The organism is Massilia eurypsychrophila (assembly GCF_002760655.1).
Taxonomy (GTDB): Bacteria; Pseudomonadota; Gammaproteobacteria; order Burkholderiales; family Burkholderiaceae_D; genus JAFCUW01.
Map to the genome: position 1 here is coordinate 155,136 of NZ_PDOC01000003.1, position 24,811 is coordinate 179,946.

The following is a 24,811-nucleotide window of genomic DNA, read 5'->3' on the forward strand; positions in this document are numbered from 1 at the left end:
GCGATGAGTACCATCAGCCTGGCCCCGGTGTTCCTGGTCGGCCTTCTTGGCAGCGTCCACTGCGCCGGCATGTGCGGCGGCATCGTCAGCGCCTTCTCGATCGCGCCGGCGCGCCGCTTCCCGGTGGCGGTGGTGAGCCTGCGCAGCGCGGCGCCTGGACCGGCACTGGCGCGCGTGCTGGCCTATAACAGCGGCCGCATCGCCAGCTACATGGCGGCCGGCGCGCTGGCCGGCGGCCTGGCCGGCGCCGCGCGCACGCTGTCCGGTCTTGCCGTGATCGAAACGGCCGCCTACTGGCTGGCGAACCTGATGCTGGTGGTGCTCGGCCTGTACCTGATGGACGCCTGGCGCGGCCTCGCGCGCGTCGAGCAGCTTGGTCGCACGCTGTGGCGCCGCATCGAGCCGGCCACCGCGCTGCTGCTGCCGCTCGATTCGCCGGCCAAACTGGTGGCGATGGGCGCGGTGTGGGGCTGGCTGCCGTGCGGGATGGTCTACAGCGTGCTGCTGACGGCCATGCTGAGCGGCTCGGCGCTGTCCGGCGCCGCCGTGATGCTCGCCTTTGGCCTGGGCACCTTGCCGATGCTGCTGTCGATGGGGATGCTCGGCGCGCCGCTGCGCAACGCCATCGCCCGCCCGCTGGTGCGGCGCGCCTGCGGCCTGATGGTGCTCGCCTTCGGCGCCGTCGGCATGCTGCGCGCCGCGCGCGGCGTCGACCACGGCTGGATCGACGCGCTGTGCATCGCCGTGCCGGCTCTGCTGCCATGAGCGCCGTGCTGGCGCCGTGCGCCTGCTTTCACTGCGGCCTGCCGGTGCCGGCCGGCAGCCGCTGGTCGGTCGATGTCGATGGCGCCGCGCGCACGATGTGCTGCCCCGGCTGCGAAGCGGTCGCCGCCAGCATCGTCGCCAGCGGCTGCGCCGACTACTACCTCAATCGCACTGAATTTGCCGCGCCGGCCGACCTGGCCGCGCTGGCGCCGCCCGAACTGGTGCTCTACGACGCCGGCGCCGCGACCGATGACGCCGTCAGCGACGCCGTCTACTCGGTCGACGGCATCCGCTGCGCCGCCTGCGTGTGGCTGATCGAACGGCGCCTGCGTGGCGTGGCCGGCGTGCGCGCGGCCGACATGAACGTCACCACCGGGCGCCTGTCGGTCAGCTGGAACGACGCCGAATGCCGCCCCAGCACGATTCTCGGCACGCTGCGCCAGATCGGCTACGCGGCCTATCCGTTCGACCCGCAGCGCCACGGCGAGCAGCTCGAACGCGAGCGCAAGAAGCTGTTTCGCCAGCTGTTCATCGCCGGCCTGTCGATGATGCAGGTGATGATGTACGCGCTGCCGGTCTACCTGGCCAACGACGGCACCATGGACGCCGACATGACGGCGCTGATGCATTGGGCATCGCTGCTGCTGACGTTGCCGGCGCTGCTGTATTCGGCGCAGCCGTTCTGGCGCGGCGCCTGGATTGGCATCAAGACGCGCATGCCCGGCATGGACGTGCCGGTCGCGCTCGGGATCGCCGCCGCCGCCGGCGGCAGCATCGTCGCGCTGCTGCGCGGCGAGGGCGACGTGTATTTCGATTCGGTGACGATGTTCATCTTCCTGCTGCTTGGCAGCCGCTACCTCGAGCTGTCGGCGCGCCGCGCCGCCGCCGGCGCGCTGGAAAACCTGCGCCACGCGCTGCCCGCGGCGGCCGCGCGCATGGCGCTGTTCCCGGCCTCGCGCCGCACCGAACTGGTGGCCAGCAGCGCGCTGCAGGCCGGCGACGTGATCCTTGTGCGTCCCGGCGAAGCGGTGGCGGCCGACGGCATCATCGTCGAAGGCGACACCGACGTCGACCTGGCGCTGCTGACGGGCGAAAGCCGCGCCCAGCGGCGCGCCGTCGGCGACGAGCTGCCGGGCGGCGCCGTCAACACCGGCCAGCCGGTGCTGCTGCGCGTTACGCGCGCGGCGCGCCAGAGCACGATGGCGCTGCTGGTCGAACTGGTCGAGCGCGCCGGCATGGGCAAGCCGCGCATCGCGCAGTGGGCCGACCGCGTGGCGGCATGGTTCGTCGCAGCGCTGCTGCTGTTCGCCGTAGCGGTGTGGGTCGCCTGGCACCTGATCGATCCGGCGCGCGCCTGGCAGGTGGCGGTGGCGGTGCTGGTGGTGTCGTGCCCGTGCGCGCTGTCGCTGGCCACGCCCACCGCGCTGGCGGCAGCCACCAGCCGCCTGCTGCGCAGCGGCGTGCTGGTGGTGCAGCCGCACGTGCTCGAAACGCTGCACCGCGCCACCCACATCATCTTCGACAAGACCGGCACCCTGACGCGCGGCCAGCCGGCGCTGCGCGCCGTGCGCCTGTTCGGCGCGGCCGCGCGCGCCGACTGCCTGGCGCTCGCCGCCGCGCTGGAAGAATCGAGCACCCATCCGCTCGGCGCGGCGTTGCGCGCCGCCGCCAGCGGTCCGCGCCGCGAAGCGCGCGAACTGCGCCAAACCGCCGGGCAAGGCATCGAGGGCGTCGTCGACGGTGTGCACTACCGGCTTGGCAGCGCCACTTTCGCCGGCGCCGAACACCCAGAAGCCGGCGCGCCTTCCGACGACGCCTCGCTGGTGTTCCTGGCAGGCCCTGCAGGCGTGCTGGCCCGCTTCGAGCTGGCCGACGCGCTGCGCGAAGACGCCGCCGACGTCGTGCGCCAGTTCCAGCGCCGCGGCATGGAAGTGATCCTCCTCAGTGGCGACGCACCGGCGCTGGCCGCGCGCGTGGCCGGCCAGCTTGGCATCGCGCGCGCGCTGGGCGGCCAGATGCCCGAGCAGAAGCTCGCCTTCGTGCAGGCGCTGCAGGCGCAGGGCGCGGTGGTGGCGATGGTCGGCGACGGCGTCAACGACGCCGCGGTGCTGCGCGCGGCCGACGTATCGTTCGCGATGGGCGGCGGCAGCGACCTGGCGCGCATGCACGCCGACTGCGTGCTGATGTCGAACCGGCTGTCCGACCTGGGCGACTGCGCACAAACGGCATCGCGCACGCTGGCGGTGGTGCGCCAGAACCTGGCCTGGGCCACGCTGTACAACACCTGCGCCATTCCGGCCGCGGCGCTGGGCATGCTGAACCCGTGGATGTCGAGCATCGGCATGTCGGTCAGTTCGGCGGTGGTGGTGATCAATGCGCTGCGCCTGCGCGCGAAGGACTGACGATGGAAGCGCTATACCTGCTCATTCCCCTCAGCGTGTGCCTGGTCGCCCTGGCCATCTGGGTGTTCTTCGGCGCCTCCGACAGCGGCCAGTTCGACGACCTCGAGGGACCCGGCATCCGCGTCCTCCACGACGACGACAGCGTCGAATGATTCGCGGTCTGACCTATGGTCAGACCCCAAACCGACGAAGAAGTTTGGCCCTATCTGGGCCGATCTCGGCCAATTTGATTCACATCAAGGATTTTTGAACTGCAGAAATTTACTCTGCGTAGTGTCAACGATGTATTTTCAGGAGAGTAGCAGTGGACACAGGTTTGAACTACAACTACAAGATCGTCAAGCAGTTCACGATCGCCACCGTGGTATGGGGGGTGATCGGCATGCTGGTGGGCGTCGTCATCGCCGCGCAGCTGGCCTGGCCGGCGCTCAATTTCGACGTGCCATGGCTGACGTACGGGCGCCTGCGCCCTTTGCACACCAACGCCGTCATCTTCGCCTTCGGCATCTGCGGTCTGTTCGCCACCTCGTATTACGTGGTGCAGCGCACCTGCCAGGTGCGGCTGTTTTCCGACACGCTGGCCGCCTTCACCTTCTGGGGCTGGCAGGCGGTGCTGGTGCTGGCGACGATCACCTTGCCGATGGGTTTCACGCGCGGCAAGGAGTACGCCGAGCTGGAATGGCCGATCACGATCCTGATCACGGTGGTATGGGTGGTCTACGCGGTCGTCTTCTTCGGCACCATCGTCAAGCGCAAGGTCAAGCACATCTACGTGGCCAACTGGTTTTTCGGCGCCTATATCATCGCCGTGGCGGTGCTGCACGTGGTCAATGGCGCTTCCATGCCGGCATCGGCGATGAAGTCGTACTCGGCCTACTCGGGCGTGCAGGACGCGATGATACAGTGGTGGTACGGCCACAATGCGGTCGGCTTCATTCTCACCGCCGGCTACCTCGGCATGGTGTACTACTTCATCCCGAAACAGGCCGAGCGCCCGGTGTATTCGTACCGGCTGTCGATCGTCCACTTCTGGGCGCTGATCTTCACCTACATGTGGGCAGGACCGCACCACCTGCACTACACCGCGCTGCCTGACTGGACGCAATCGATCGGCATGGTGTTCTCGCTGATCCTGCTGGCGCCGTCTTGGGGCGGGATGATCAACGGGATCATGACCTTGTCGGGCGCCTGGCACAAGCTGCGCACCGATCCGATCCTGAAATTCCTGATCGTGTCGCTGTCGTTCTACGGCATGGCCACCTTCGAAGGCCCGATGATGTCGATCAAGACCATCAACTCGCTGTCGCACTACACCGACTGGGGCATCGCCCACGTCCATGCCGGCGCGCTGGGCTGGGTCGGGTTCATCACGATGGGATCGATCTATTACCTGATCCCGCGCCTGTCGGGCAAGAAGGAAATGTGGAGCGTGCGCCTGATCGACCTGCACTTCTGGGTCGCCACCATCGGCATCGTGCTGTACATCGCCTCGATGTGGATCGCCGGCGTGATGCAGGGCCTGATGTGGCGCGCGGTCAATCCGGACGGCACCTTGACGTACACCTTCGTCGAAGGCGTCAAGGCGACCTATCCGTACTACGTGATTCGCTTCGGCGGCGGCCTGCTGTACTTGTCGGGCATGCTGATGATGGCCTACAACACGCTCATGACGATGCGCGGCACGGTGGCGGTCGACCCGACCATCCCGTCGATCACGCCTAACAAACCGCACAAGACAGGAGCAGGTAATGAAGTTTTCGCATGAATGGATCGAGAAAAACCCGTGGCTGCTGATTGGCCTGGTGCTGCTGGTGATCTCGGTGGGCGGGCTGGTTGAAATCGTGCCGCTGTTCTTCCAGAAGTCGACCACCGAGCCGGTGGCGGGACTGAAACCGTATTCGGCGCTGCGCCTGGTGGGCCGCGACATCTACGTGCGCGAAGGCTGCTACAACTGCCACTCGCAGATGATCCGGCCGTTCCGCGCCGAGACCGAGCGCTATGGCCACTACTCGGTGGCCGGGGAATTCGTCTACGACCGGCCGTTCCAGTGGGGCTCGAAGCGCACCGGTCCGGACCTGGCGCGCGTTGGCGGGCGCTATAGCGACGAGTGGCATCGCACCCACCTCGACAGCCCGCGCGACCTGGTGCCGGAATCGAACATGCCGAACTACCCGTGGCTGGCGAAGGCGCGGCTGGTGCCGGCCGACGTGGTGCCGAAGATGCGCGCGCTGCAGCGATTGTCGGTGCCGTACAGCGAGCAGGAAATCAAGGACGCGCCGGCAACGCTGGAGGGCAAGACCGAGCAGGACGCGCTGGTGGCCTACCTGCAGGGCCTCGGTACGCAGATCAAGACAAGGAACTGACATGGCAATCGAACATATTTTTGACAGCGCGAGCAGCGTGATGACGGTGATCAGCTTCACCACTTTCGTCGGCATCCTGCTGTGGACCTTCGTGCTCAAGCGCGGACAGGATTTTGCGACGGCGGCGGCGCTGCCGTTCGCCGACGACGAGGAGGACAGCGGTCATGGCTGATTTCACCAACGGCTTCTGGGATTACTACATCGCCATCATCACGCTGCTGTCGATCGCCGGCTGCGGCCTGCTGCTGTGGTCCCAATCGAAGCACCGCGTCAAGGAGATCCCGGAAGGTTCGCCCGCAGGTCCCGGCACCACCGGCCACGTATGGGATGAAGACCTGACGGAACTGAACACGCCGATGCCGCGCTGGTGGATGTGGCTGTTCTACCTGACGATCGTGTTCGCGCTGGTGTACCTGGTGCTGTATCCGGGTCTGGGCAGCTACGCCGGCACCTTCGGCTGGAAGTCGTCGGGCGAATACCAGAGCGAACTGAAAAAGGCGGACGCCGAGTACGGCCCGCTGTTCGACCGCTACGCCAAGCTCGATCTGAAGACGGTGGCGGCCGACCCGCAGGCGCAGGCGATCGGCGAGCGGCTGTTCCTGACCTACTGCGCGCAGTGCCACGGCTCCGACGCGCGCGGCAACAAGGGCTTTCCGAACTTGACCGACGGCGATTGGCTGTACGGCGGCGACGCGGCGATGATCAAGACGACCATCATGCACGGGCGCAGCGGCATGATGCCGGCGATGGGCGCGGCGGTGGGCTCCGACAAGGACGTCGAGAACGTCGCCCATTACGTGCGCAGCCTGTCGAACCTGACCACCGATCCGATCAAGGTCGCCTTCGGCAAGCAGAAATTTGCCGCCTGCATCGCCTGCCACGGCGCCGACGGCGGCGGCAACCAGGCGATGGGCGCGCCGAATCTGACCGACAAGGTGTGGCTGTACGGCGGTAACGCCGACACCATCGTCGAGACGATCAACAAGGGCCGCAGCAACATGATGCCCGCGTTCGACGGCTTCCTCGGCGAGCCGAAGGTGCATCTGCTGGCAGCGTACGTGTGGGGCCTGTCGAATCAACCTGCGGCGGTACCGAAAAAATGAACGAGGCAGCGCCGCGCGAGGCAGTCATCAAGATGTACGCCAAGCGCGAGGAAATCTATCCGCGCGAGGCGAAGGGGCCGTATGCGACCCTGCGCTGGGCCTGCGTGTGGCTGACCCAGCTCGTGTTCTACGGCCTGCCGTGGCTGAACTGGAACGGCCGCCAGGCAGTGCTGTTCGACCTCGGCGAGCGCAAGTTCTATATTTTCGGCGTGGTGCTGTGGCCGCAGGACTTCATCTACCTGGCCGCGCTCTTGATCATCTGCGCCTTTGCGCTGTTCTTGGTGACGGCGGTGGCCGGGCGGGTGTGGTGCGGGTTCGCCTGCCCGCAGACGGTGTACACCGAGATTTTCATGTGGATCGAGCGCCAGATCGAAGGTGCGCGCAGCGCGCGCATCCGGCTCGACCGCCAGCCCTGGAGCATCAACAAGGCCGCGCGCAAGGTCGCCAAGCATTCGGCCTGGCTGGCAGTGGCGCTGTTGACGGGCCTGAGCTTTGTCGGCTACTTCGTGCCGGTGGAGCGGCTGGCCAGCGAGTTGTGGAACCTGCAGCTGTCGTCGTGGGAGACGTTCTGGGTGCTGTTCTATGCGCTGGCAACCTACGGCAACGCCGGCTGGCTGCGCGAGCAGGTATGCAAGTACATGTGCCCGTATGCGCGCTTCCAGAGCGCGATGTTCGATCAGGACACCTTGATCGTCACGTATGACGTGGGGCGCGGCGAACCGCGCGGCGCGCAGGCAAAGGCGGCGCCGGAAAAAAGCTTCGCCACGCTCGATCTGCCGAAAGCGGGCGACTGCATCGACTGCAGCCTGTGCGTGCAGGTGTGCCCGACCGGCATCGACATCCGCGACGGCCTGCAGTACGAGTGCATCGGCTGCGCGGCCTGCATCGACGCGTGCAATACGGTGATGGCCAAAGTGGACAAGCCGCCAGGGCTGATCCGCTATTCGACCGGCAATGCGATGGCGGGCGGCTGGAGCATGGCGCGGGTGCGGCGCCAGCTGGTGCGCCCGCGCATCCTGGTGTATTGCGCGCTGCTGGGGGCGATCGTGTTCGCCGTCGGCGCCGCGCTGGCGCTGCGCACGCCGCTCAAGCTCGACGTCATCCGCGACCGCGGCGCCATGGGGCGCGAAGTCGAAGACGGCGTCATCGAAAACGTCTACCGGCTGCAGGTGATGAACACGGCCGAAAAGGCGCACACGTTCCGCGTATCGGTGTCGGGACTCGACTCGATCAGCCTGGCCTCGGAGGAACTGGCGCGGCTCGAAGGGGCCAGCGCGCGCGCCGTGCCGGTGCGGGTGCGGGTGCCGCGCAGCGCCGCCGCGACCGGATCGAACCAGATCGAGTTTGTCCTCACGGCGCTCGACGACCCGGCGCTGAAGGTGACCGAAAAAGCGGTCTTCATCGTTCCGAAACCATGATCAAGGAAAGCTCCATGCCAATCGCATCGACTGTCGCATCCCCGGCCGCCGTGCCGGTCCGTCCGTGGTACAGCCACCGCTGGCCGTGGTTCCTGATGATCGGCCCCGTCTTCGTGCTGGTCGGCGGCGGCGTGGCCGGCTCGCTGGCGCTGTCGCGGCCCGATGCGATGGTGGTCGACGACTACTACAAGCAGGGCAAGGCGATCAACCAGGATTTGCGGCGCGACCGCGCGGCGACGGCGCTGGCGATCGCGTTCGAGGCAAGCTACGACCCGGGCGCCGGGGTGCTCAGCGGCGTGGTCACCAGTGGCGGCGCGCCGCTGCCGGCGCCGCTGCACATCTACCTGGCGCACCCGACCCAGCCGGGCAAGGACCTGCAGCTGCTGGCGCGGCCCGGCAGCGACGGCCGCTTCGCCGTGCCGGTGGCCAAGTTAGAGGCGACCCACTGGCAGGTGGTGGTGGAGGGCGCGCGGCGCGAATGGCGGGTGGCGCGCAGCTGGAGCTGGCCGCGCGAGAGCGCGCTGGCGATCCACGCCGACGCACCGACGGCGTCGGCGCCGTGAGGGGCACCATGCGGCGCCTGGCGATGACGGTGTTGTGGCCATCGTTCGTGGCGGCGGCGCTGGCGGAAGGCTGCGTGTTCTCGGTGTTCGATCCGGCCGACCTGGCTTACCTGGCGGAGTCCGGCATCACGCCGACGGCGGTCTACAGCGTCGGTTTTTTTGCGTTGTGGAGCTTGTGTGCTCTGTCGAGTTTGCTGACGATGTACCTGGTGGTCACGCCGGCCGACCAGAAGGCGCCGTTTTAATGGCGGGCTTTACGCCATTGGACTGCAGCGCTCGGTGCCGGCGGCCATTGCCTTGAGCAGCGCCGGCTGCAGCAGCGTCACTTCGCGCTTGTCGACCTTGAGCAGGCCCTGCTTCTTGAAGCGCGACAGCAGCCGGCTGATGCTCTCGATGGTCAGGCCGAGGTAGTTGCCGATGTCTTCGCGCGACATGCGCAGCTGGAAGGCGCTGGCCGAATAGCCGCGCGCGGCGTAGCGGGCCGACAGGTTGGTGAGGAAAACGGCGAAGCGCTGCTCGGCCTGCATATTACCGAGCAGAAGCATGACGTTTTGCTCGCGCGTAATTTCGGTGCTCATGATGCGGTGGAAATGGCGCAGCAAGGTCGGCACGTGGGCGAACAGGTGCTCGAGGCCTTCGAACGGGATTTCGCAGACCTCGCTGTCTTCGAGGGCGACGGCGTCGCAGTGGTGGCGTTCGCCGCTGATGGCGTCCATGCCGAGCAGTTCGCCGGCCATCTGGAAGCCGGTGATCTGCTCGTCGCCGGCGGCATTGACCTGGTACGTTTTAAAGTGGCCGAAGCGGATCGCGTACAGGCTGCGGAACGGCTGGTCCATCTGGTACAGGCGCTCGTCGCGGGCGATGCGCCGGCGCAGGCCGATCACTTCGTCGAGGCGAACGATTTCTGCAGCATCGAGGCCCATCGGCAGGCACAACTGGTGCATGCTGCAATTGGCACAACTCGCCTTGAGGGCAGTGATGTTCAACTGCGGCAGGGCGGTTAATGGGGAGGAAACTGACATTGGCGGCTCGAGTTGCGGCATGGCCGCGGCGCGGGTGCCTGCCATATTATACGCCCGCGGCAGAGCGTACGAATCGCAGTGGCGCCAATGCGCCGGCGATGTCGTCAATCGGTTGCGATAAACCGCGCACTCGTCGTGCATTCGTTGTGCACTCGTTGTGCACTCGTCAATACATCGGTGAGCTCAGCGCTCCTGCCAGCGTCCCATTGCCGCAAACGACAGCGTGACATGCCGGTTTGCCTGCGACAGAAAGCGGACTTCGGCGCTACTGTCTTGCAAATGCAACAACTGACCGGCCATCACGTCGTACATCGGCAAACTGCCGGTGGGCCGCGCGCACAGGTGGTAGCGGACGATGCCGTGTTCGCCGAGGACGTCGATGTTGACGGCCGAGTCGAGCCGGATGCGGTAGCGGTCGCCCGTGCTGCCCCCGATCACGTGGAAGTAGCCGTGGGCCTGGAATTCGCGGCGCTGCTCGGGGTTGAGCAGGCCGAGCAGGAGCGCCAGCGCCCGTTGCTCGGCATGCGCCCGTTGCAAAGCCTCCTGTCGCAGCTTTTCGCGCGTGCGCCGCGCTGCCTGCCACCATGCGGTGCAGCGCGCGAAAAGCCAGCTTGCCCGATCCAGGACTTGCAACTTAGCCTCCGACGATACGCGGCACCATGACCACTTCTTCCATGGTGGGATCGAACGCCGTGATCGCCCGCTTGGCGTCGGTGCCGCTGCTGGCGCCGAACGCCGCGTATCCCTGCTTGACCAGGCGGTCGAAAGTCTTTTGCGCGGCGGCTACTTCCCTGGAATTGGCCATGTTCCAGTTCATTTGCCGGTGCCCAGATTCGTCCATGATATTCATTGCGCCGATTGGCGATGCGTGTGCGTTATCCATCATTCCTCCTCAAGAGCTGAGACGTTACCGAACCACTACCTGCTGTAGACACCGGCGCAGTGGCCAAAGTCGCCCGTGATCAATCCGGAATTTGATGTAGATCAAAGAAATTTTTGAACAGTCAGCAGAATTGCTCGACAGCATTGGCAATCCTGCGGCCGTAGAGCAAGTACTTTCGGCGCTGCCATTGCTGACCCGAGCTACGGCGGTCGGCGCGGTGCGGGTCCGGCAGATGACCGATGATGGTATTTATTGCAACGTTAATTTTGTGGAATTCTATCCACAGATTCTGTGGGTAAGATGAACACAGAAAAGGCGCACATACCAGTACGGGTGGCCTAATTATCGGCCTGCCTAAAATTTGAGCAGGCGTAAGCACTCAGCATAGAAAAGGGGCGACGGCATCACTGCCGTCGCCCCTTGACCTATGGCGCTGCGATCAGCGCACGACCACGACCTGCACCGTCGAGCTGGCGCGGTTGCCGGCCGCGTCTTTCGCCACGACCTTGATGGCGTGCGGGCCGGTCATCCAGCGGCGTGTCTGCCAGGTGTAGGCGAGCGAGCCGCCCCTGCCATTGCTGACGAGGGCATTGTCGATGTAGATCGACTGCATCAGTGATGCCGTGCCGCGGTTGTCGGTGGCGCTGACGCTGATGGTGACGGCGCCGCTGACGGTGCCCGATACCGGGTTGTCGATTTTTACGGTCGGCGGCGTGGTGTCGGCCGTCGGCGGCGGCACCGCGTTGGCGACGCTGACCGACACCGGGCTCGACGCGGTGGCATTGCCGGCCTTGTCGTAGGCGGTGGCGACCAGCGTGTTCATGCCGTTCGGCACGCCCGCCGAATTCCACGCGAAGCTGAACGGACCGGCGATGTCGGCACCGACGACAGTGCCGTTGGCCTTCAGTTCGACCCGGTCGACGCCGACATTGTCGGTGGCATTGACGGCGACCGTGACGGTGCCGCTGACGCTGGAACTGGCCGCCGGCGAGGTAATCGCGGCGGTCGGCGCCTGGGTGTCGGCGACGACGACCCTGGCCAGCACGGCGCGCACGCCGGCGGCGGCGTCGACGCGGCCGTGGCCGAACAGTGGATCGCGCCCGGCCGCGCCGAGCGGCACGGCGGAGGCAAACAGCGCCTGCTCGATCGCCGCGCCGTCCAGCGACGGGGCGGCGGCCATCATCAGCGCGGCGACGCCGGCGGCAACCGGGCTGGCGAACGAGGTGCCGTTCCAGCCGTCGTAGGCGCCACCTTGCGACGTGGTCCAGATGCCGGCGCCGGGCGCGGCCAGCGACACGAAGCTGCCGTAGCTCGACCAGCCGGCCCTGGCGTCGGCCGAATCCGTCGCCGAGACGGCGATCAGCGTGTTCGAAGGCACGATGTTTTCATCGACGCCATTGTTGCCGGCAGAAACGAACACCAGGCCGCCCTTGTTCTTCATGTACTGCGCGGCGCTCTGGATGGTGGCGCTGCCGGCCAGCGGACCGTAGCTGACGTTGGCGATGCGGGCGCCGTGGTCGGCGGCCCAGGTAATGCCGGCGGCGATCGTGCTGGTGTAGGCGTAGCAACCGCCGCCGGCGTCCTTGTAGGCAACGCGGATCGGCATGATCTTGGCCAGCCCGGCAACCCCGGCCACGCCGGCGCCGTTGTTGGTGCGCGCCGCGGCCGAGCCGGCGACGGCGGTGCCGTGGCCGCAGACGTCGGCGGTGTCGGTGTTGTTGCCGTGCGTGTTGTAGCCCGGCACCAGGTTAGGCAGCAGGTCCGGGTGGCTGCCGTCGACGCCCGAATCGAGGATCGCGATGGTGACGCCGGCGCCCTGGGTGCTGTCCCAGGCGGTGGTGGCGCCGATCTTGCCGAGGTGCCATTCGCTGCCGGCATACGGATCGTTGACCGCCAGCGTGCTTTTGACGCGGCGATCGAGTTCGACGTACTTGAAGGCGGGGTGGCGGCGCAGGCGCTCGACGAGGGCTGCTTCCGAGGCGCCGGCGGGCAGCTCGACGATGTTCAGGTTGCTCTGACCCATCTTGCGGCGCTTGCCGCCACCGTGGGTCTTGAGGATTTTTTCCAGCTCGTCACCGGACAGGCCGGCACGCGCCTCGACCAGGATGCGGCCGCGGGCGTACTGGTGGACGCCATCGCTGAAGTCGGCGGCGGCAGCCGGCGTGACGGCGACCAGGATAGCGGCGGCGGCGCCGATGGCCGCGGCCAGCGGAGGCATCGACGGCGTGACGGAACGTTGGGTGAGACGGGTTTTCAGCATGCGTGGCTTTCCAGTGAGGAGGGCAAGGAGGATGCGGCGGATTGAAACTTGCGGCGATGGTAATGGCCGAGACTGGCAGCCGCAAGCCGCCAAAACGCCCGTGATGAGATCGACAATATCGGCTTGATAAGGCGCACTGACGAATATCGGCACCGGCCAATACTGTTCGGTAACTGTTTGATTACACGCGGCTTATTGAACAGCCGCACGTCTGGATGTTGTTCGCTAGGAAGGCTTAGATGGCGCGGCGAGAAGTGGTATTGCCGGCTTGTCGTTCAGGCAGCACGCGGCGGCGACGCGACCGGGGCGCGGACCGTACAATTGGTAACAAAAATGTTTGGCAACGTCCGAATGGGACAACGCGCGATGGCGCGCATGCGGCTGCGTGCCCCCTGCCGCTCAGGCCGCCAAAACGCAGTTGCGGCCGTTCGCCTTGGCGCGGTACATTGCTTCGTCGGCGCGGTGGATCGCCTGATCGAACCGTTCCAGCGGCAGCGAAGCGGCCACGCCGGCCGAGAACGTGATCCGCACTGACGGATCGATGTCGGCGACTGGCATTGCGGCGATGCGCGCAGCCATCCGCTCGATCACGGCAGTCGCCTCGTCGAGCCGCGTATCGGGCATCAAGAGCAGAAATTCCTCGCCGCCCCAGCGCGCCAGCGTATCGCCTGAGCGCAGCGTGGCGCCGGCTTCGCGGGCGAACGACTTGAGCACGGCGTCGCCGGCGGCGTGGCCGAACTTGTCGTTGATCGCCTTGAAAAAATCGATGTCGATCAGGGCGACGCAGACATGCTGCCGGGAGGCGGCGCGGCGGCTCTGTTCCAGCGCCAGCAAGTCGTTCATGTGGCGCCGGTTGGCCAGCAATGTCAGTTCGTCGGTCGTGGCCAGGGTGCGGATGGTGTCGACCGCCTCGACCAGCTGGCCGCGCAAGCGGTGCAGTTCGCCGGTGATGGCGGTGACCGACACCATGCCGAACGTGGTCAGCGCGAAGTACACGCATTCGTTGTACAGCGGGTAGTGCGCCGGGTTCGACAGCACCAGCGCCGTCATGGTCGCCGCCAAGCCTGCGACGGCGCAAGCGCTCAGCACGACGGTCTGGCGCGGGCGCAGCGAAAATGCGCAGAAGACGATGACCACCGGCAGCCCGATCAGCATGGCGCCACGCAAGGTGTCGAGCACCGCATACAGCACCAGGTCGAAGATGATGGCGAACTGCGCCTGACGCAGGGCCAGCTTCCAGTTCGCTATGTTGAGGCGAGGGGCACAGCGCAGCAGGATGTAAAACACCAGCAGGCTCGCCACGCCGAGCGCGGTGACCAGGTTGGCCTGGCTGGCCGGCACCGCGCCGGCCGCCTGCTCGTGCGCGACGATGGTCAGGCAGAAGCCGTACACCAGCGCCGTCGAGGCCCAGTACGCCATGACGCGGCGCATCTTTGGCGTCGCCCCGAACACGAGCCTGGTGAGGGTTTGGAGCAGTCGCATTGCGTTGCTATTGTTGCTGGTGAGAATTCGTTAGTCTACAAGAGTGCCCATAAGTAGCAAGTAGAAATTGCACGAAATACTGCACGGCGGGTCGGCCACGCCGCCAGGCGATCGCCAGGTGACGGTTACGGCGAGAGCGGCAACGTCGCGCGGCAAACTGGGCGATAATGAAACGACATGCCTCCCTTGTCATATTGCCTACAAACTTGATCGAAAGGTTCGCGATGAGCGATCTGTCCGTATTCCCGATTTCCAGAAAGTGGCCGGCTGCCCACTCCGAACGGCTGCAGCTGTACTCGCTGCCGACGCCGAACGGCGTGAAGGTGTCGATCATGCTGGAAGAAACCGGCTTGCCGTACGAGCCGCACACCGTCAGTTTCGAGACGAACGACCAGATGACGCCCGAGTTCATGTCGCTCAATCCGAACAACAAGATCCCGGCGATCATCGACCCTGACGGGCCGGGCGGCGCGCCGCTGGCGCTGTTCGAGTCCGGTGCGATCCTGATCTACCTGGCCGAGAAGACTGGCCGCTTCATGCCGCAGGACGCGGCCGAACGCTATCAGGCGATCCAGTGGGTCATGTTCCAGGTCGGCGGCATCGGGCCGATGTTCGGCCAACTCGGCTTCTTCCACAAGTTTGCCGGCAAGGATTACGACGACAAGCGGCCGCGCGACCGCTACGCGGCCGAAACGAAGCGGCTGCTTGGCGTGCTCGAAGGCCACCTCGCGGGACGCGACTGGATGGTGGGCAAGGACTACTCCATCGCCGACATTGCCATTTTTCCTTGGGTGCGCAACCTGGTCGGCTTTTATGCCGCCGGCGAGCTGGTCGGCTTCAGCGAATTTCCCAACGTCCAGCGCGTGCTCGACGCGTTCGTCGCGCGGCCGGCGGTGGCACGCGGGCTGGAGATTCCGAGCCGCACGCCGGCGGCCTGACGCCAGTTTGCATCAGGTAATCAACGCGGCCCCTGGCACTCGGGTCCGTTGTTTGCCGCCAGCAGGTAGGCGACCAGGGCGCTGCGTTCGGCACGCCTGGGAACGGCGCCTTCGGTCATGGTGGTGCCGGGAACGGCCTTGCGCGGATCGGTGAGCAGCCGGTCGAGCGTGCGGGCGCTCCAGACAATGTCGGCGCGCTGCATCGCCGCCGAATAGTCGAATCCCGGCATGCTGCCGGCACGCCTGCCGATCAGGCCGCACAGGCGCGGCCCGTTGATGTCGTAGTTCATCGAGTGGCAGCCGGCGCAGCGCGCGAAGGCGGCTTTGCCGAGCTTGAGGTCGGGTGGCGCAGCCAGTGCGTTCGTGGCGCCGGCCAGTGCCAGCGCGATGATCAGCTTAGAAGTGTGCATGCTTCTTGGACGCCGCCGGTGCGCCACCGTTCCCGCGGTATTCAGACGCGGTGTCGCAAGCGCTTGCGAAACGGTCGACTATACTTTCTTGACGAACTCGGTCTTCAGGCTCATCGCGCCGAAGCCGTCGATCTTGCAGTCGATGTCGTGGTCGCTGTCGACCAGCCGGATGTTCTTGACCTTGGTGCCCATCTTGACGGTGCCGCCCGAACCCTTCAACTTCAAGTCCTTGATGACGCTCACGGTATCGCCGTCCTGCAGCACGGTGCCGGACGAATCGCGGTACACGCGCGCGCCTTCCTCGACGCTTTCGACGGCCGCCGTCGCGCTCCACTCGTGGCCGCATTCAGGACACACCAGCTGGGCGCCATCGTTGTAGGTAAATTCGGATTTGCAGTTGGGGCAGGGAGGCAGCGCGCTCATCGAGGTCCTTGTAGAGACAGGCGAAATGCCTGAAAACACACGCAGTATACAGCGCCTGCGCTGACCCGGTCAGTATCGACCGGGCGCCAACGCGCATCTGCAAAGCGTGATAAATTAGTCGAGATGTTCCGCATCTGCGGAATCCCTTCGGAGCAGTCTGATGCTTGGTTTTACAGCGCTGGAACTGGCGCGCATCCAGTTCGCTTTCACGATGTCGTTTCACATCCTTTTCCCCGCCATCACGATCGGACTGGCCAGCTATCTGGCAGTGCTCGAACTGTGCTGGCTGCGCACCGGCCGCCAGGTCTACGTCGACCTGTACCAATACTGGCTCAAGATTTTTTCGGTCAACTTCGGCATGGGCGTCGTCTCCGGTCTCGTCATGGCCTACCAGTTCGGCACCAACTGGAGCGGCTTTTCCGAATTTGCCGGCAGCGTCACCGGACCGCTGCTGGCATATGAAGTGCTCACCGCCTTCTTCCTCGAGGCCGGCTTTCTCGGCGTGATGCTGTTCGGCTGGACGCGCGTCGGCCCCGGCCTGCATTTCCTTTCCACTTGCATGGTCGCGCTCGGCACGCTGATCTCGGCCACCTGGATCCTCGCCTCCAACAGTTGGATGCAAACGCCGCAAGGCCACGCCATCATCAACGGCGCCGTCGTGCCGCAGGACTGGCTGGCGATCATCTTCAACCCGTCGTTTCCGTACCGGCTCGTGCACATGAGCGTGGCCGCTTTCCTGTGCACGGCGCTGTTCGTCGCCGCCGCCGCCGCCTGGCACCTGCTGCGCCGCAACGATACGCCGGCGGTGCGCAAGATGCTGTCGATGGCGATGTGGATGATCGTCATCGTCGCGCCGATCCAGGCAGTCATCGGCGACTTCCATGGCATCAATACGCTCAAGCACCAGCCGGCCAAGATCGCCGCGATGGAAGGCCATTGGGAAAACAAGCCGGGCGAGGGCCTGCCGCTGATCCTGTTCGGCGTCCCCGACATGGAAGCAGAAACGACCAGGTACGCGGTCGAGATACCGCGCCTTGGCAGCCTGATCCTCACGCACAGCCTGGACGGCCAGATCAAGGGCCTGAAGGAGTTTGCCAAGGAAGACAGGCCGCCGGCGCAGATCGTGTTCTGGTCGTTTCGCATCATGGTCGGCCTCGGCTTTGCGATGATCGCCCTTGGCCTGTGGAGCCTGATCGGGCGGCGCGGCAACAAGCTGTACGCGTCGCGCCCGTTCCTGTGGGCCGCGCTGCTGATGGGGCCAAGCGGCCTGGTCGCCATCCTGGCCGGCTGGGTCACCACCGAAGTGGGGCGCCAGCCGTGGGTGGTGTACGGCTTGCTGCGCACCAAGGACGCGGTGTCGGCGCATGCGCCCGAATCGCTGGCGCTGACGCTGGGCCTGTTCATCATCGTCTACCTGTTCGTGTTCGGCACCGGCATCGCCTATGTGCTGCGCCTGGTGCGCGGCGGGCCGACTCACTTTGACGCTTCTGTCCATCCGCCCGAAGGCGGACCGGGCCACGAGCGCACGCCGGCGCGGCCGATGTCGGCGGCGCTGAACGACTCGGAATCGAAAGCGGGGAACTAACTGATGGGCATCGATCTTCCGGTCATCTGGGCCATCATCATTTTCTTCGGCGTCTTCATGTACGTGGTGATGGACGGCTTCGACCTTGGCATCGGCATGCTGTTTCCGTTCGTGCCGGACCGCCACGACCGCGACGTCATGATGAATACCGTCGCGCCTGTGTGGGACGGCAACGAAACCTGGCTGGTGCTGGGCGGCGCGGGCCTGCTGGCGGCATTCCCGCTGGCGTATTCGATCATCCTGTCGGGCCTGTACCTGCCGCTGATCTTCATGCTGCTCGGCCTGATCTTTCGCGGCGTCGCTTTCGAATTTCGCTTCAAGGCGCTCGAGCACGAACGCCACGTGTGGGACAAGGCGTTCATCGGCGGCTCGGTGACGGCGGCATTTTTCCAGGGTGTCGCGCTCGGCGCCTTCTTGCAGGGCATTCCGGTCAACGGGCGCGTCTACGCCGGCGGCCCGCTCGACTGGCTGGCGCCGTTCCCCTTGCTGTCGGGCGTGGGCGTCATGATCGCCTACACGCTGCTCGGCAGCACCTGGCTGATCATGAAGACCGAGGGCGACCTGCAGCAGCGCATGATCCATGTGGCGCGCCCGTTCAGCCTGATGCTGCTTGGCGCCATCGCCGTGGTCAGCGTGTGGACCCCGCTGACCCATCCCGAAGTGGCCGCGCGCTGGTTCAGCTTTCCCAACCTGGTGTATTTCGCGCCGGTGCCGCTGCTGGTCGGCGTCGGCATCTTCTGGCTGCTGCGCTCGCTCAAGGGCGCGCCGCACCGCAGCCCGTTCGTCGCCGCGCTCGGCCTGATCTTCCTCGGCTACACCGGCATGGCGATCAGCATCTGGCCGAACATCGTGCCGCCGTACATCACCATCTGGACTGCGTCGTCGCCGCCGCAAAGCCAGGGCTTCGCGCTGGTCGGCACGCTGTTCATCCTGCCGTTCATCCTCGGCTACACGGTGTGGTCGTACTACGTTTTCCGCGGCAAGGTGCGCGTGGGGGAGGGCTACCATTGAAGCGCAAACGCTGGCTCTCGCGGATCGGCTGGCTGCTCGTCATCTGGGCGGCCAGCGTGGCGGCGCTGGCGCTGGCGGCGGCGCTGATGCGCCTGTTGATGCGCGCGGCCGGCATGTACTGACGGCGCACGCGCGGTCGCGCTGGAACGCGCCCGTCCGTGGCACAATGGACATTCCTTCCCCACGCCCGCACTGGAGACTGCTCGATGAACCCGTACCAACGCTTTGTCGACGCCCGCGACTTCCTGCAACGCCACCGCAACGACTATGACGCCGCCTACAGCGGCTACGTGGCGCCGGCGCTGACGACGTTTAACTGGGCGCTCGATTTTTTCGACGTCCAGGCGCAGGGCAACGACAAGCCGGCGCTGTGGGTGGTCGGCGAGGACGGCAGCGAAGGAAAAGTGTCGTACGCCGAAATGTCGGCGCGCTCGAACCTGGTGGCCAATTACCTGCGCGAGCGCGGCGTCAAGCGCGGCGACCGCGTGCTGCTGATGCTGCCGAACCGGGTGGAGCTATGGGAAATCATGCTGGCCGGGATCAAGCTCGGCGCCGTCCTGGTACCCACCAGCATGCTGGCCGCGCCGGCCGACCTGGCCGACCGCCTGCACCGCGGCGCCGTGCGCCATGTGATCGCGCAGGCGTCCGAGTGCGCCAAGTTCGCCGGCCTGGCGGGCGACTTCACCCGCATCTCGGTGGGCGGCAAGTGCGACGGCTGGTTCGCGCTCGGTCGCAGCGCCGGCCCCGATGCTGCTTTCGAGCCCGATGGGCCGACCATGGCGACCGATCCGCTGCTGCTGTATTTCACTTCCGGCACCACCGCCCAGCCGAAACTGGTGATGCACAGCCACCAGAGCTATCCGGTTGGCCACTTGTCGACGATGTACTGGATCGGCCTGCAGGAGGGCGACGTCCATTGGAACATCAGCTCGCCCGGCTGGTCGAAGCACGCCTGGAGCTGCTTTTTCGCGCCGTGGAACGCCGGCGCCACGGTGTTTGTCTATAACTACGAGCGTTTCAGCGCCAAGGCCGCGTTCGACGTGATCCAGCGCTGCGGCGTGACGTCGCTGTGCGCGCCGCCGACGGTGTGGCGCATGATGATCCAGGAAGACCTGGCGGCGTGGCAGCTGCCGCTGCGCGAACTGGTTGGCGCCGGCGAGCCGCTCAACCCTGAAGTCATCGAGCAGGTCAAGCGCGCCTGGGGCATTCGCATCCGCGACGGCTTCGGCCAGTCGGAGACGACCGCGCAGATCGGCAACTCGCCAGGCCAGCTGCTCAAACCCGGCTCGATGGGGCGGCCGCTGCCCGGCTACAGAATCACCTTGCTCGACGCCGACGAACAGCCGGCCGACGAGGGTGAAATCGCCGTCGACATGACGGCCGACCTGGTTGGCCTGATGCTCGGCTACGAGGGCGAGCTTGACAAGAACGCCGAGGTCATGCGCGACGGCTACTACCATACCGGCGACGTCGCCACGCGCGACGCCGACGGCTATTATTTTTACATTGGCCGCAATGACGATGTTTTCAAGTCGTCCGACTACCGCATCAGCCCGTTCGAACTCGAGAGCGTGCTGATCGAGCACGACGCGGTGCTGGAGGCGGCCATCGTGCCCAGCCCCGACGCCTTGCGCCTGGCGGTGCCGAAGGCGTTCATCACCCTGCGCGCGGGCGTGGAGCCGGGCAACGAGGTGGCGCAATCGATCTTCGCGTTTGCGCGCGCGCGCCTGTCGCCGTACAAGCGGATCCGCCGCATCGAGTTTCGCGAGCTGCCGAAGACAATCTCTGGCAAGATTCGTCGCGTCGAACTGCGCAAGCAGGAAACCGCCGGCGCAGAAGACGCGCGGCCGGCCGCCGAGTACCGCGAAGACAATCCATCGTAACCCCTGCTATTTTCACCATTTACCCATTGTTCCATGACCACTACCAAGAGTTCGAAGTCAACAACCAGCACGCCGCCGTGCAAGGTCCAGCTGTCGCCGGTGCACGGCAACGGCGTGTTTGCCACCCGTAAGATCGAGGCGGGCGAGCGCATCATCGAATACACCGGCGAGCGCATCGACTGGCCGGAGGCGCTGCGGCGCACCGAGGCGAGCGACGGCCCGCTGAACCACACCTTCTATTTCAGCCTCGACGACGGCAACGTCATCGACGGCGGCAGCCGCGGCAACGACGCGCGCTGGATCAACCACGCCTGCGAGCCGAACTGCGAAGCCTACGAGGAAGACGGCCGGGTCTTCATCCACGCCCTGATGGACATCGACGCCGGCCAGGAGCTGAACTACAACTATGCGCTGGTGTACGAACCGCGCCACACCAAGGCCGTCAAGGCGGCGTTCGCATGCCGCTGCGGCGCGCCCGGCTGCCGGGGCACGATGCTGGCGCCGAAAAAGCGCAAGTCGCGCGCCAGGGCTGCCGCGTAGGCTTGGTCCGGTGTTCAGGATTGCGCCTGAATTGTTCGGCCGATATTGGAGGGTGCGGCAGACTGTGTAATACTGGCACGTCGTTACCCAACTGCAACTCTATCCATGGCCGATGTGCGCCCGCTGCCTTCCACGCTGAAGCTTCGGCTGACCGCGGTCGTCGCCGTGCTGGTGCTGGCGGCGACGGGGCTGGTGACGATTCTGGTGCGCGGGATGGCCGAGCGCGACATGAAGGGCGTCATCGGCGCCCAGCAGTTTGCCGTCGTCTCGAGCGCGGCGGCGTTCATCGATGATCGCCTCGAAGCGAAAAAGCAGCTGATGGTGGCGCTGGCAAAGGGCATGCCGCCGGCTGCACGCAGCGACCCGGTGCCAGGTGCAGGCCTTTCTCGACGCGCGCGTCGGCCTGCTTGACGAGTTCCTCAACGTGACCGCACTGGGCCCGGATGGGCGCCTGCTGGCGACGCTGCGTCCGAGCGCGACCGGGAAGCCGTTCAGCGCGCTCGGCAAGCAGTATTTCGACGAAACGTTGGCAAAGAAGCGCGCCATTGTCTCGGCGCCGCTGCGCAACGTTCTGTCGGGCGCCCCGATCGTGCTGGTGACGGCGCCGCTGTACGACGAGCAGGGCAAGCTGTGCTGATGCTTGCCGGCGGCATCGAACTGCAGCGCACCGCCTTCCTGCGCCAGATCGACCTGCTCAAGCCTGGCAAGACCGGCTTCGTGTTCATCATGACCGGCGCCGGCATCCTGGTTGACCATCCCGACCGCACGCGCCTGATGCAGCACATTCACCAGCGCCCCGGCATCAACAACGCCACCAAGATGGCGGGGCGCTCGCTGGCGGAGGTGTTCGGCGCCGAGGCGTGCGTGCTGGCCAAGCCGCACCTGGAGGCGGCGTTCGACGGCCAGGCCGTGACGTACGAAAGCAGGACGGCGCTGGCGGGCCGGGCCAGGATCCTCGAGACGACCTACGTCCCCGACATGCAGGCCGACGGCAACGTGGCCGGCGTGTACGCGCTGGCGCACGACACCACGCGCATGAAGGAGGTCGAGGAAAAGCTGATCCAGCTGACGCGCGTCGACAGCCTGACCGGCATCGCCAACCGGCACATGTTCGTCGAGGCGCTGCACCTGGCGATCGAGCGCGCGCGCCGCAGCGGCGCGCCGATGGCGCTGGCTTACCTCGACATCGATCACTTCAAGGCGATCAACGACACCCACGGCCATGCGCTGGGCGATGACGCGCTCAAGGAGTTCGCGCCGCGCCTGAGCGTCGACGTGCGCGCCACCGATACCGTGGCGCGATTGTCGGGCGACGAATTCGTCATCATCTTCGAAGACCTCAACAGCGAGCAGGAGGTGACGGCGGCGGCGGCCAAGATCATCGACGCGGTGCGGGCGCCGTTCGCGGCGGGCGACGTGCGGCTGGCCGTCACCGCCAGCGTCGGCATCGCGCTGTTTCGCGGCCAGGGCCAGAGCCATGAGGAGCTGCTGGCCAACGCCGACAGCGCGCTGTACACGGCCAAGCGCAACGGCCGCGACGGCGTCAGCGTGCACGGCTGGTAGCCGTGCGCCTTTGCAGAAGTCGCCGCACATCGCGCGTTTCACGGCGAGCCAGCTCTCACAGCCCGACTGGGTAGGTCTCTGGCGCTTCGCCCTTGTCCCAGTGGCTGGTCGGTTCTAGCGGGTGCACCGCGTCGGTCGTGTCGATGTGGATCATCGCGTCGAACTGATGCGGCAGCCGCGCGCTGAAGTAGTGGCTCTGGCGCTCGGTGCGCGGCAGGTACAGCACGCCGATGGCGCGCTGCAGGCGTGCCTCGAGCAGCGCATCGCGCGCCGCGCTGCGTGGACGCAGCGGCAGCATGAAGTTGCCAAGGCCGGTCTGGTGGAACAGGTCTTCATAGCTGCCCGCCAGCGCCGGACGCACCTGCTTGCGCTCGGCCGGGCCGTCCCAGTCGGAGGCGGCGGTGACCCAGCCGTCATAGGTGGAGAAGCCGACCAGGAAGGCGTCGTCGCCGTAGCGCTTGCGCGCCAGTTCGCCCACCGTCCATTCGCCGAGCCGGCCGACTTCGGTGGCGCGGGCATCGCCGACGTGCGAGTTGTGTTCCCACACCACCACCTTGGCCGGCACGCCGCGCGTCTGCGCCAGGTGCTCGGCCAGCGCATCGAGCGTTTCGGCCATGTGGCGGTCGCGCAGGTTCCACGACGACACGCGGCCGCGGAACATCGTGCGGTAGTACTCCTCGGCGTTTTTCACCAGCCGCGCATTTTGCTGCGCGTAAAAGAAAGCGTCGCTGGCGCCGATGCCGTCGCGCTGCATGTCGGCAGCGGCGCGCTGCTGGATCTGTTCGAGTGTGGCGACGACTTCGCGCTGGCACGATTCGGAGCTGCCGAGTCCGGCGGCGTAAGCGTACTGCTGGCTGTCGTCGCCGTAGTGGTCAAAGCAGGCGTAGCGCTTGCGCGCTTCTTCGGCGCCGGCCGGGTCGACCTGCTGCAGGTAGCGCAGCACTTCCTCCATCGACGTAAACAGGCTGTACAGGTCGAGGCCGTAGAAGCCGGTGCGCGCGGCCCCCGGGCGCGCGTCGTTATACGCGCGCAGCCAGTCGATGAAATGCACGACGTCGTCGTTGCGCCACATCCAGCTGGGGAAGCGGCGAAAGCCGCCCAGCGCGCCGACCGCATCGACATCGCCGCCCTCGGCGCGCACGTAGCGGTTGACGCGGTAGGCGTCGGGCCAGTCGGCTTCGACGGCGACGGCGATAAAGCCCTTTTCGCCGATCAGGCGCTCGGTGATGCGCGCGCGCTGTTCGTAAAACTCGTGGGTGCCGTGGGTGGCTTCGCCGAGCAGCACGAAGCGGGCGTCGCCGATCAGGTCGAGCAGGGCGTCGTAGTCGCCGGCGCCGCCGTCGAGCACGTGGGCGCTGTCGGCGATGGCGCGCGTCAGCGCGGCAGTGTCGGTGGCAGAAAATGTGCTTGTCGGCATGGCGATCTCGCTGCTCAGTCAGTTGCGCCGGCACGGAGCGCCTGCCGGCGCCAGGCGAGCGCCAGCAGGTCCTGCACTTCCTCGTCGCCGGTCTGGTCGAAGTGGCGGTACCACTGACTGACGGCGTGAAAGTGCTCCGGCGTGGCAAGGCAAACCATCTCGTCGACTTCGGCGGCCAGCGCTTCGACGCTTTCGGGCGGGCCGACGGGCGCCGCCACCACCAGGCGCGCTACGCCGGCGCGGCGCACTATTTCGATGGCGGCGCGCAAGGTCAAGCCGGTGGCGATGCCGTCATCGACGAGGATGACACAGCGCCCGGCCAGCGCGGGAGCGGGGCGGCCGGCGCGGTAGAGACGGTCGCGGCGGGAAATTTCGGCCAGCGCGCGCTCGCTCGCCTGCTCGACATCGTCGGCGCTGACGATGCCCGATTCGACCAGGCCGGCCTGGAGCACGCGCACGCCGCCGGCGCCGACCGCGCCAATGGCATATTCTTCGTGGCCCGGCATGCCGAGCTTGCGCACCAGCATGACGTCAAGGTCGACGCCAAGCGCTTCGGCAATGGCGAAGCCGACCGGCACGCCGCCGCGCGGCAATGCCAGTACCAGCACGTCGGGCCGGTTGGCGTATGTCGACAGCCGCTGCGCCAGTTGTTTGCCGGCATGGCTGCGGTCCTTGAAACGGTCTGCGCTGGACATCGGGCGCCTCTCGTGGAGCAAATGCATTCGACAACGATGGCGAGGGACAGTTGCAGGAATTTGATGGAAGGGCGCCGCGGCGGCG

General features: G+C 66.4%; 28 protein-coding genes. 19 read left to right on the plus strand and 9 right to left on the minus strand.

Annotation, left to right across the window (positions count from 1 at the left end; all coding sequences use genetic code 11):
* Positions 1-3: 3 nt before the first annotated feature.
* The 10 genes from CR105_RS06385 to CR105_RS06430 all read left to right on the plus strand — a co-directional run bounded on the left by CR105_RS06385 (position 4) and on the right by CR105_RS06430 (position 8,859).
* Entirely contained in the window at positions 4-765 is a 762-nt protein-coding gene (locus CR105_RS06385) for a sulfite exporter TauE/SafE family protein (RefSeq protein ID WP_099787609.1), read from the plus strand.
* Positions 762-3,167, plus strand: coding sequence for a heavy metal translocating P-type ATPase (locus tag CR105_RS06390; protein ID WP_099787610.1), 2,406 nt, complete (start codon positions 762-764; stop codon positions 3,165-3,167). Before CR105_RS06385 ends, CR105_RS06390 begins: the two co-directional genes overlap by 4 nt.
* A gap of 2 nt (positions 3,168-3,169) precedes the next feature.
* Positions 3,170-3,319, plus strand: a complete 150-nt coding sequence (gene ccoS / locus CR105_RS06395; RefSeq protein ID WP_099787611.1) for a cbb3-type cytochrome oxidase assembly protein CcoS — start codon at positions 3,170-3,172, stop codon at positions 3,317-3,319.
* 152 nt (positions 3,320-3,471) lie between these two features.
* Positions 3,472-4,932 carry a cytochrome-c oxidase, cbb3-type subunit I gene (gene ccoN / locus CR105_RS06400; protein WP_099787612.1) on the plus strand — a complete coding sequence of 487 codons (1,461 nt, stop codon included), beginning with the start codon at positions 3,472-3,474 and terminating at the stop codon, positions 4,930-4,932.
* Positions 4,916-5,530: a cytochrome-c oxidase, cbb3-type subunit II gene (gene ccoO, locus CR105_RS06405; RefSeq protein ID WP_099787613.1), complete on the plus strand. Its 615-nt coding sequence runs from the start codon at positions 4,916-4,918 to the stop codon at positions 5,528-5,530. Before ccoN ends, ccoO begins: the two co-directional genes overlap by 17 nt.
* Position 5,531: 1 nt before the next feature.
* Positions 5,532-5,702, plus strand: coding sequence for a cbb3-type cytochrome oxidase subunit 3 (locus tag CR105_RS06410; protein WP_099787614.1), 171 nt, complete (start codon positions 5,532-5,534; stop codon positions 5,700-5,702).
* The gene (gene ccoP, locus CR105_RS06415) at positions 5,695-6,633 is read left to right on the plus strand and encodes a cytochrome-c oxidase, cbb3-type subunit III (RefSeq protein ID WP_099787615.1); all 939 of its coding nucleotides are present in this window, start codon (positions 5,695-5,697) and stop codon (positions 6,631-6,633) included. The genes CR105_RS06410 and ccoP overlap by 8 nt, the downstream gene beginning before the upstream one ends.
* Positions 6,630-8,051: a cytochrome c oxidase accessory protein CcoG gene (ccoG, locus tag CR105_RS06420; RefSeq protein WP_099787616.1), complete on the plus strand. Its 1,422-nt coding sequence runs from the start codon at positions 6,630-6,632 to the stop codon at positions 8,049-8,051. The genes ccoP and ccoG overlap by 4 nt, the downstream gene beginning before the upstream one ends.
* A gap of 14 nt (positions 8,052-8,065) precedes the next feature.
* Positions 8,066-8,614 carry a FixH family protein gene (locus CR105_RS06425; RefSeq protein WP_099787907.1) on the plus strand — a complete coding sequence of 183 codons (549 nt, stop codon included), beginning with the start codon at positions 8,066-8,068 and terminating at the stop codon, positions 8,612-8,614.
* The gene (locus tag CR105_RS06430; protein WP_229413679.1) at positions 8,611-8,859 is read left to right on the plus strand and encodes a hypothetical protein; all 249 of its coding nucleotides are present in this window, start codon (positions 8,611-8,613) and stop codon (positions 8,857-8,859) included. The genes CR105_RS06425 and CR105_RS06430 overlap by 4 nt, the downstream gene beginning before the upstream one ends.
* Before the next feature lie 9 nt (positions 8,860-8,868).
* Here the strand turns inward: CR105_RS06430 and fnr are convergent, their stop codons facing one another.
* The 5 genes from fnr to CR105_RS06455 form a co-directional block, all read right to left on the minus strand.
* On the minus strand, positions 8,869-9,636 hold the full coding sequence (fnr, locus tag CR105_RS06435) for a fumarate/nitrate reduction transcriptional regulator Fnr (RefSeq protein ID WP_099787908.1): 768 nt from the start codon (positions 9,634-9,636) through the stop codon (positions 8,869-8,871).
* 183 nt (positions 9,637-9,819) lie between these two features.
* Complete coding sequence (locus tag CR105_RS06440) at positions 9,820-10,269, minus strand: hypothetical protein (RefSeq protein WP_099787618.1); 450 nt, start codon at positions 10,267-10,269, stop codon at positions 9,820-9,822.
* A gap of 1 nt (position 10,270) precedes the next feature.
* Positions 10,271-10,441 (minus strand): hypothetical protein, encoded by a 171-nt coding sequence (locus CR105_RS28235; protein ID WP_180288112.1) that lies wholly within the window; start codon positions 10,439-10,441, stop codon positions 10,271-10,273.
* Positions 10,442-10,958: 517 nt separating this feature from the next.
* Entirely contained in the window at positions 10,959-12,779 is a 1,821-nt protein-coding gene (locus tag CR105_RS06450; protein WP_229413681.1) for a S8 family serine peptidase, read from the minus strand.
* A gap of 399 nt (positions 12,780-13,178) precedes the next feature.
* A complete protein-coding gene (locus CR105_RS06455; protein WP_099787621.1) occupies positions 13,179-14,261 on the minus strand; it encodes a GGDEF domain-containing protein in 1,083 nt (360 codons plus the stop codon).
* 224 nt (positions 14,262-14,485) lie between these two features.
* Between CR105_RS06455 and CR105_RS06460 the strand changes: the two genes are divergently transcribed.
* Positions 14,486-15,199: a glutathione binding-like protein gene (locus CR105_RS06460; protein WP_099787909.1), complete on the plus strand. Its 714-nt coding sequence runs from the start codon at positions 14,486-14,488 to the stop codon at positions 15,197-15,199.
* 20 nt (positions 15,200-15,219) lie between these two features.
* Here the strand turns inward: CR105_RS06460 and CR105_RS06465 are convergent, their stop codons facing one another.
* Both CR105_RS06465 and CR105_RS06470 read right to left on the minus strand, forming a co-directional pair.
* On the minus strand, positions 15,220-15,609 hold the full coding sequence (locus tag CR105_RS06465; protein WP_099787622.1) for a c-type cytochrome: 390 nt from the start codon (positions 15,607-15,609) through the stop codon (positions 15,220-15,222).
* Between the two features lie 78 nt (positions 15,610-15,687).
* A complete protein-coding gene (locus CR105_RS06470; protein WP_099787623.1) occupies positions 15,688-16,032 on the minus strand; it encodes a zinc ribbon domain-containing protein YjdM in 345 nt (114 codons plus the stop codon).
* Positions 16,033-16,192: 160 nt separating this feature from the next.
* Here CR105_RS06470 and CR105_RS06475 point away from each other — a divergent pair, with 160 nt between their 5' ends.
* The 8 genes from CR105_RS06475 to CR105_RS06510 all read left to right on the plus strand — a co-directional run bounded on the left by CR105_RS06475 (position 16,193) and on the right by CR105_RS06510 (position 22,614).
* Positions 16,193-17,617 (plus strand): cytochrome ubiquinol oxidase subunit I, encoded by a 1,425-nt coding sequence (locus CR105_RS06475; protein ID WP_099787624.1) that lies wholly within the window; start codon positions 16,193-16,195, stop codon positions 17,615-17,617.
* Between the two features lie 3 nt (positions 17,618-17,620).
* Positions 17,621-18,628, plus strand: coding sequence for a cytochrome d ubiquinol oxidase subunit II (gene cydB, locus CR105_RS06480; protein WP_099787625.1), 1,008 nt, complete (start codon positions 17,621-17,623; stop codon positions 18,626-18,628).
* On the plus strand, positions 18,625-18,750 hold the full coding sequence (locus tag CR105_RS06485; protein WP_099787626.1) for a DUF2474 family protein: 126 nt from the start codon (positions 18,625-18,627) through the stop codon (positions 18,748-18,750). Before cydB ends, CR105_RS06485 begins: the two co-directional genes overlap by 4 nt.
* Before the next feature lie 84 nt (positions 18,751-18,834).
* Complete coding sequence (locus CR105_RS06490; RefSeq protein WP_099787627.1) at positions 18,835-20,511, plus strand: AMP-binding protein; 1,677 nt, start codon at positions 18,835-18,837, stop codon at positions 20,509-20,511.
* A gap of 33 nt (positions 20,512-20,544) precedes the next feature.
* Complete coding sequence (locus CR105_RS06495) at positions 20,545-21,051, plus strand: SET domain-containing protein (RefSeq protein WP_099787628.1); 507 nt, start codon at positions 20,545-20,547, stop codon at positions 21,049-21,051.
* A 105-nt stretch (positions 21,052-21,156) separates the two neighbouring features.
* On the plus strand, positions 21,157-21,462 hold the full coding sequence (locus CR105_RS06500) for a hypothetical protein (RefSeq protein ID WP_099787629.1): 306 nt from the start codon (positions 21,157-21,159) through the stop codon (positions 21,460-21,462).
* Positions 21,425-21,688, plus strand: coding sequence for a PDC sensor domain-containing protein (locus CR105_RS06505; RefSeq protein WP_099787630.1), 264 nt, complete (start codon positions 21,425-21,427; stop codon positions 21,686-21,688). The genes CR105_RS06500 and CR105_RS06505 overlap by 38 nt, the downstream gene beginning before the upstream one ends.
* On the plus strand, positions 21,688-22,614 hold the full coding sequence (locus CR105_RS06510; RefSeq protein WP_229413730.1) for a diguanylate cyclase domain-containing protein: 927 nt from the start codon (positions 21,688-21,690) through the stop codon (positions 22,612-22,614). The genes CR105_RS06505 and CR105_RS06510 overlap by 1 nt, the downstream gene beginning before the upstream one ends.
* Before the next feature lie 55 nt (positions 22,615-22,669).
* Here the strand turns inward: CR105_RS06510 and CR105_RS06515 are convergent, their stop codons facing one another.
* Both CR105_RS06515 and CR105_RS06520 read right to left on the minus strand, forming a co-directional pair.
* Positions 22,670-24,031 carry an erythromycin esterase family protein gene (locus tag CR105_RS06515; RefSeq protein ID WP_099787632.1) on the minus strand — a complete coding sequence of 454 codons (1,362 nt, stop codon included), beginning with the start codon at positions 24,029-24,031 and terminating at the stop codon, positions 22,670-22,672.
* Positions 24,032-24,045: 14 nt separating this feature from the next.
* On the minus strand, positions 24,046-24,726 hold the full coding sequence (locus CR105_RS06520; RefSeq protein WP_099787633.1) for a phosphoribosyltransferase: 681 nt from the start codon (positions 24,724-24,726) through the stop codon (positions 24,046-24,048).
* Positions 24,727-24,811: the final 85 nt, after the last annotated feature.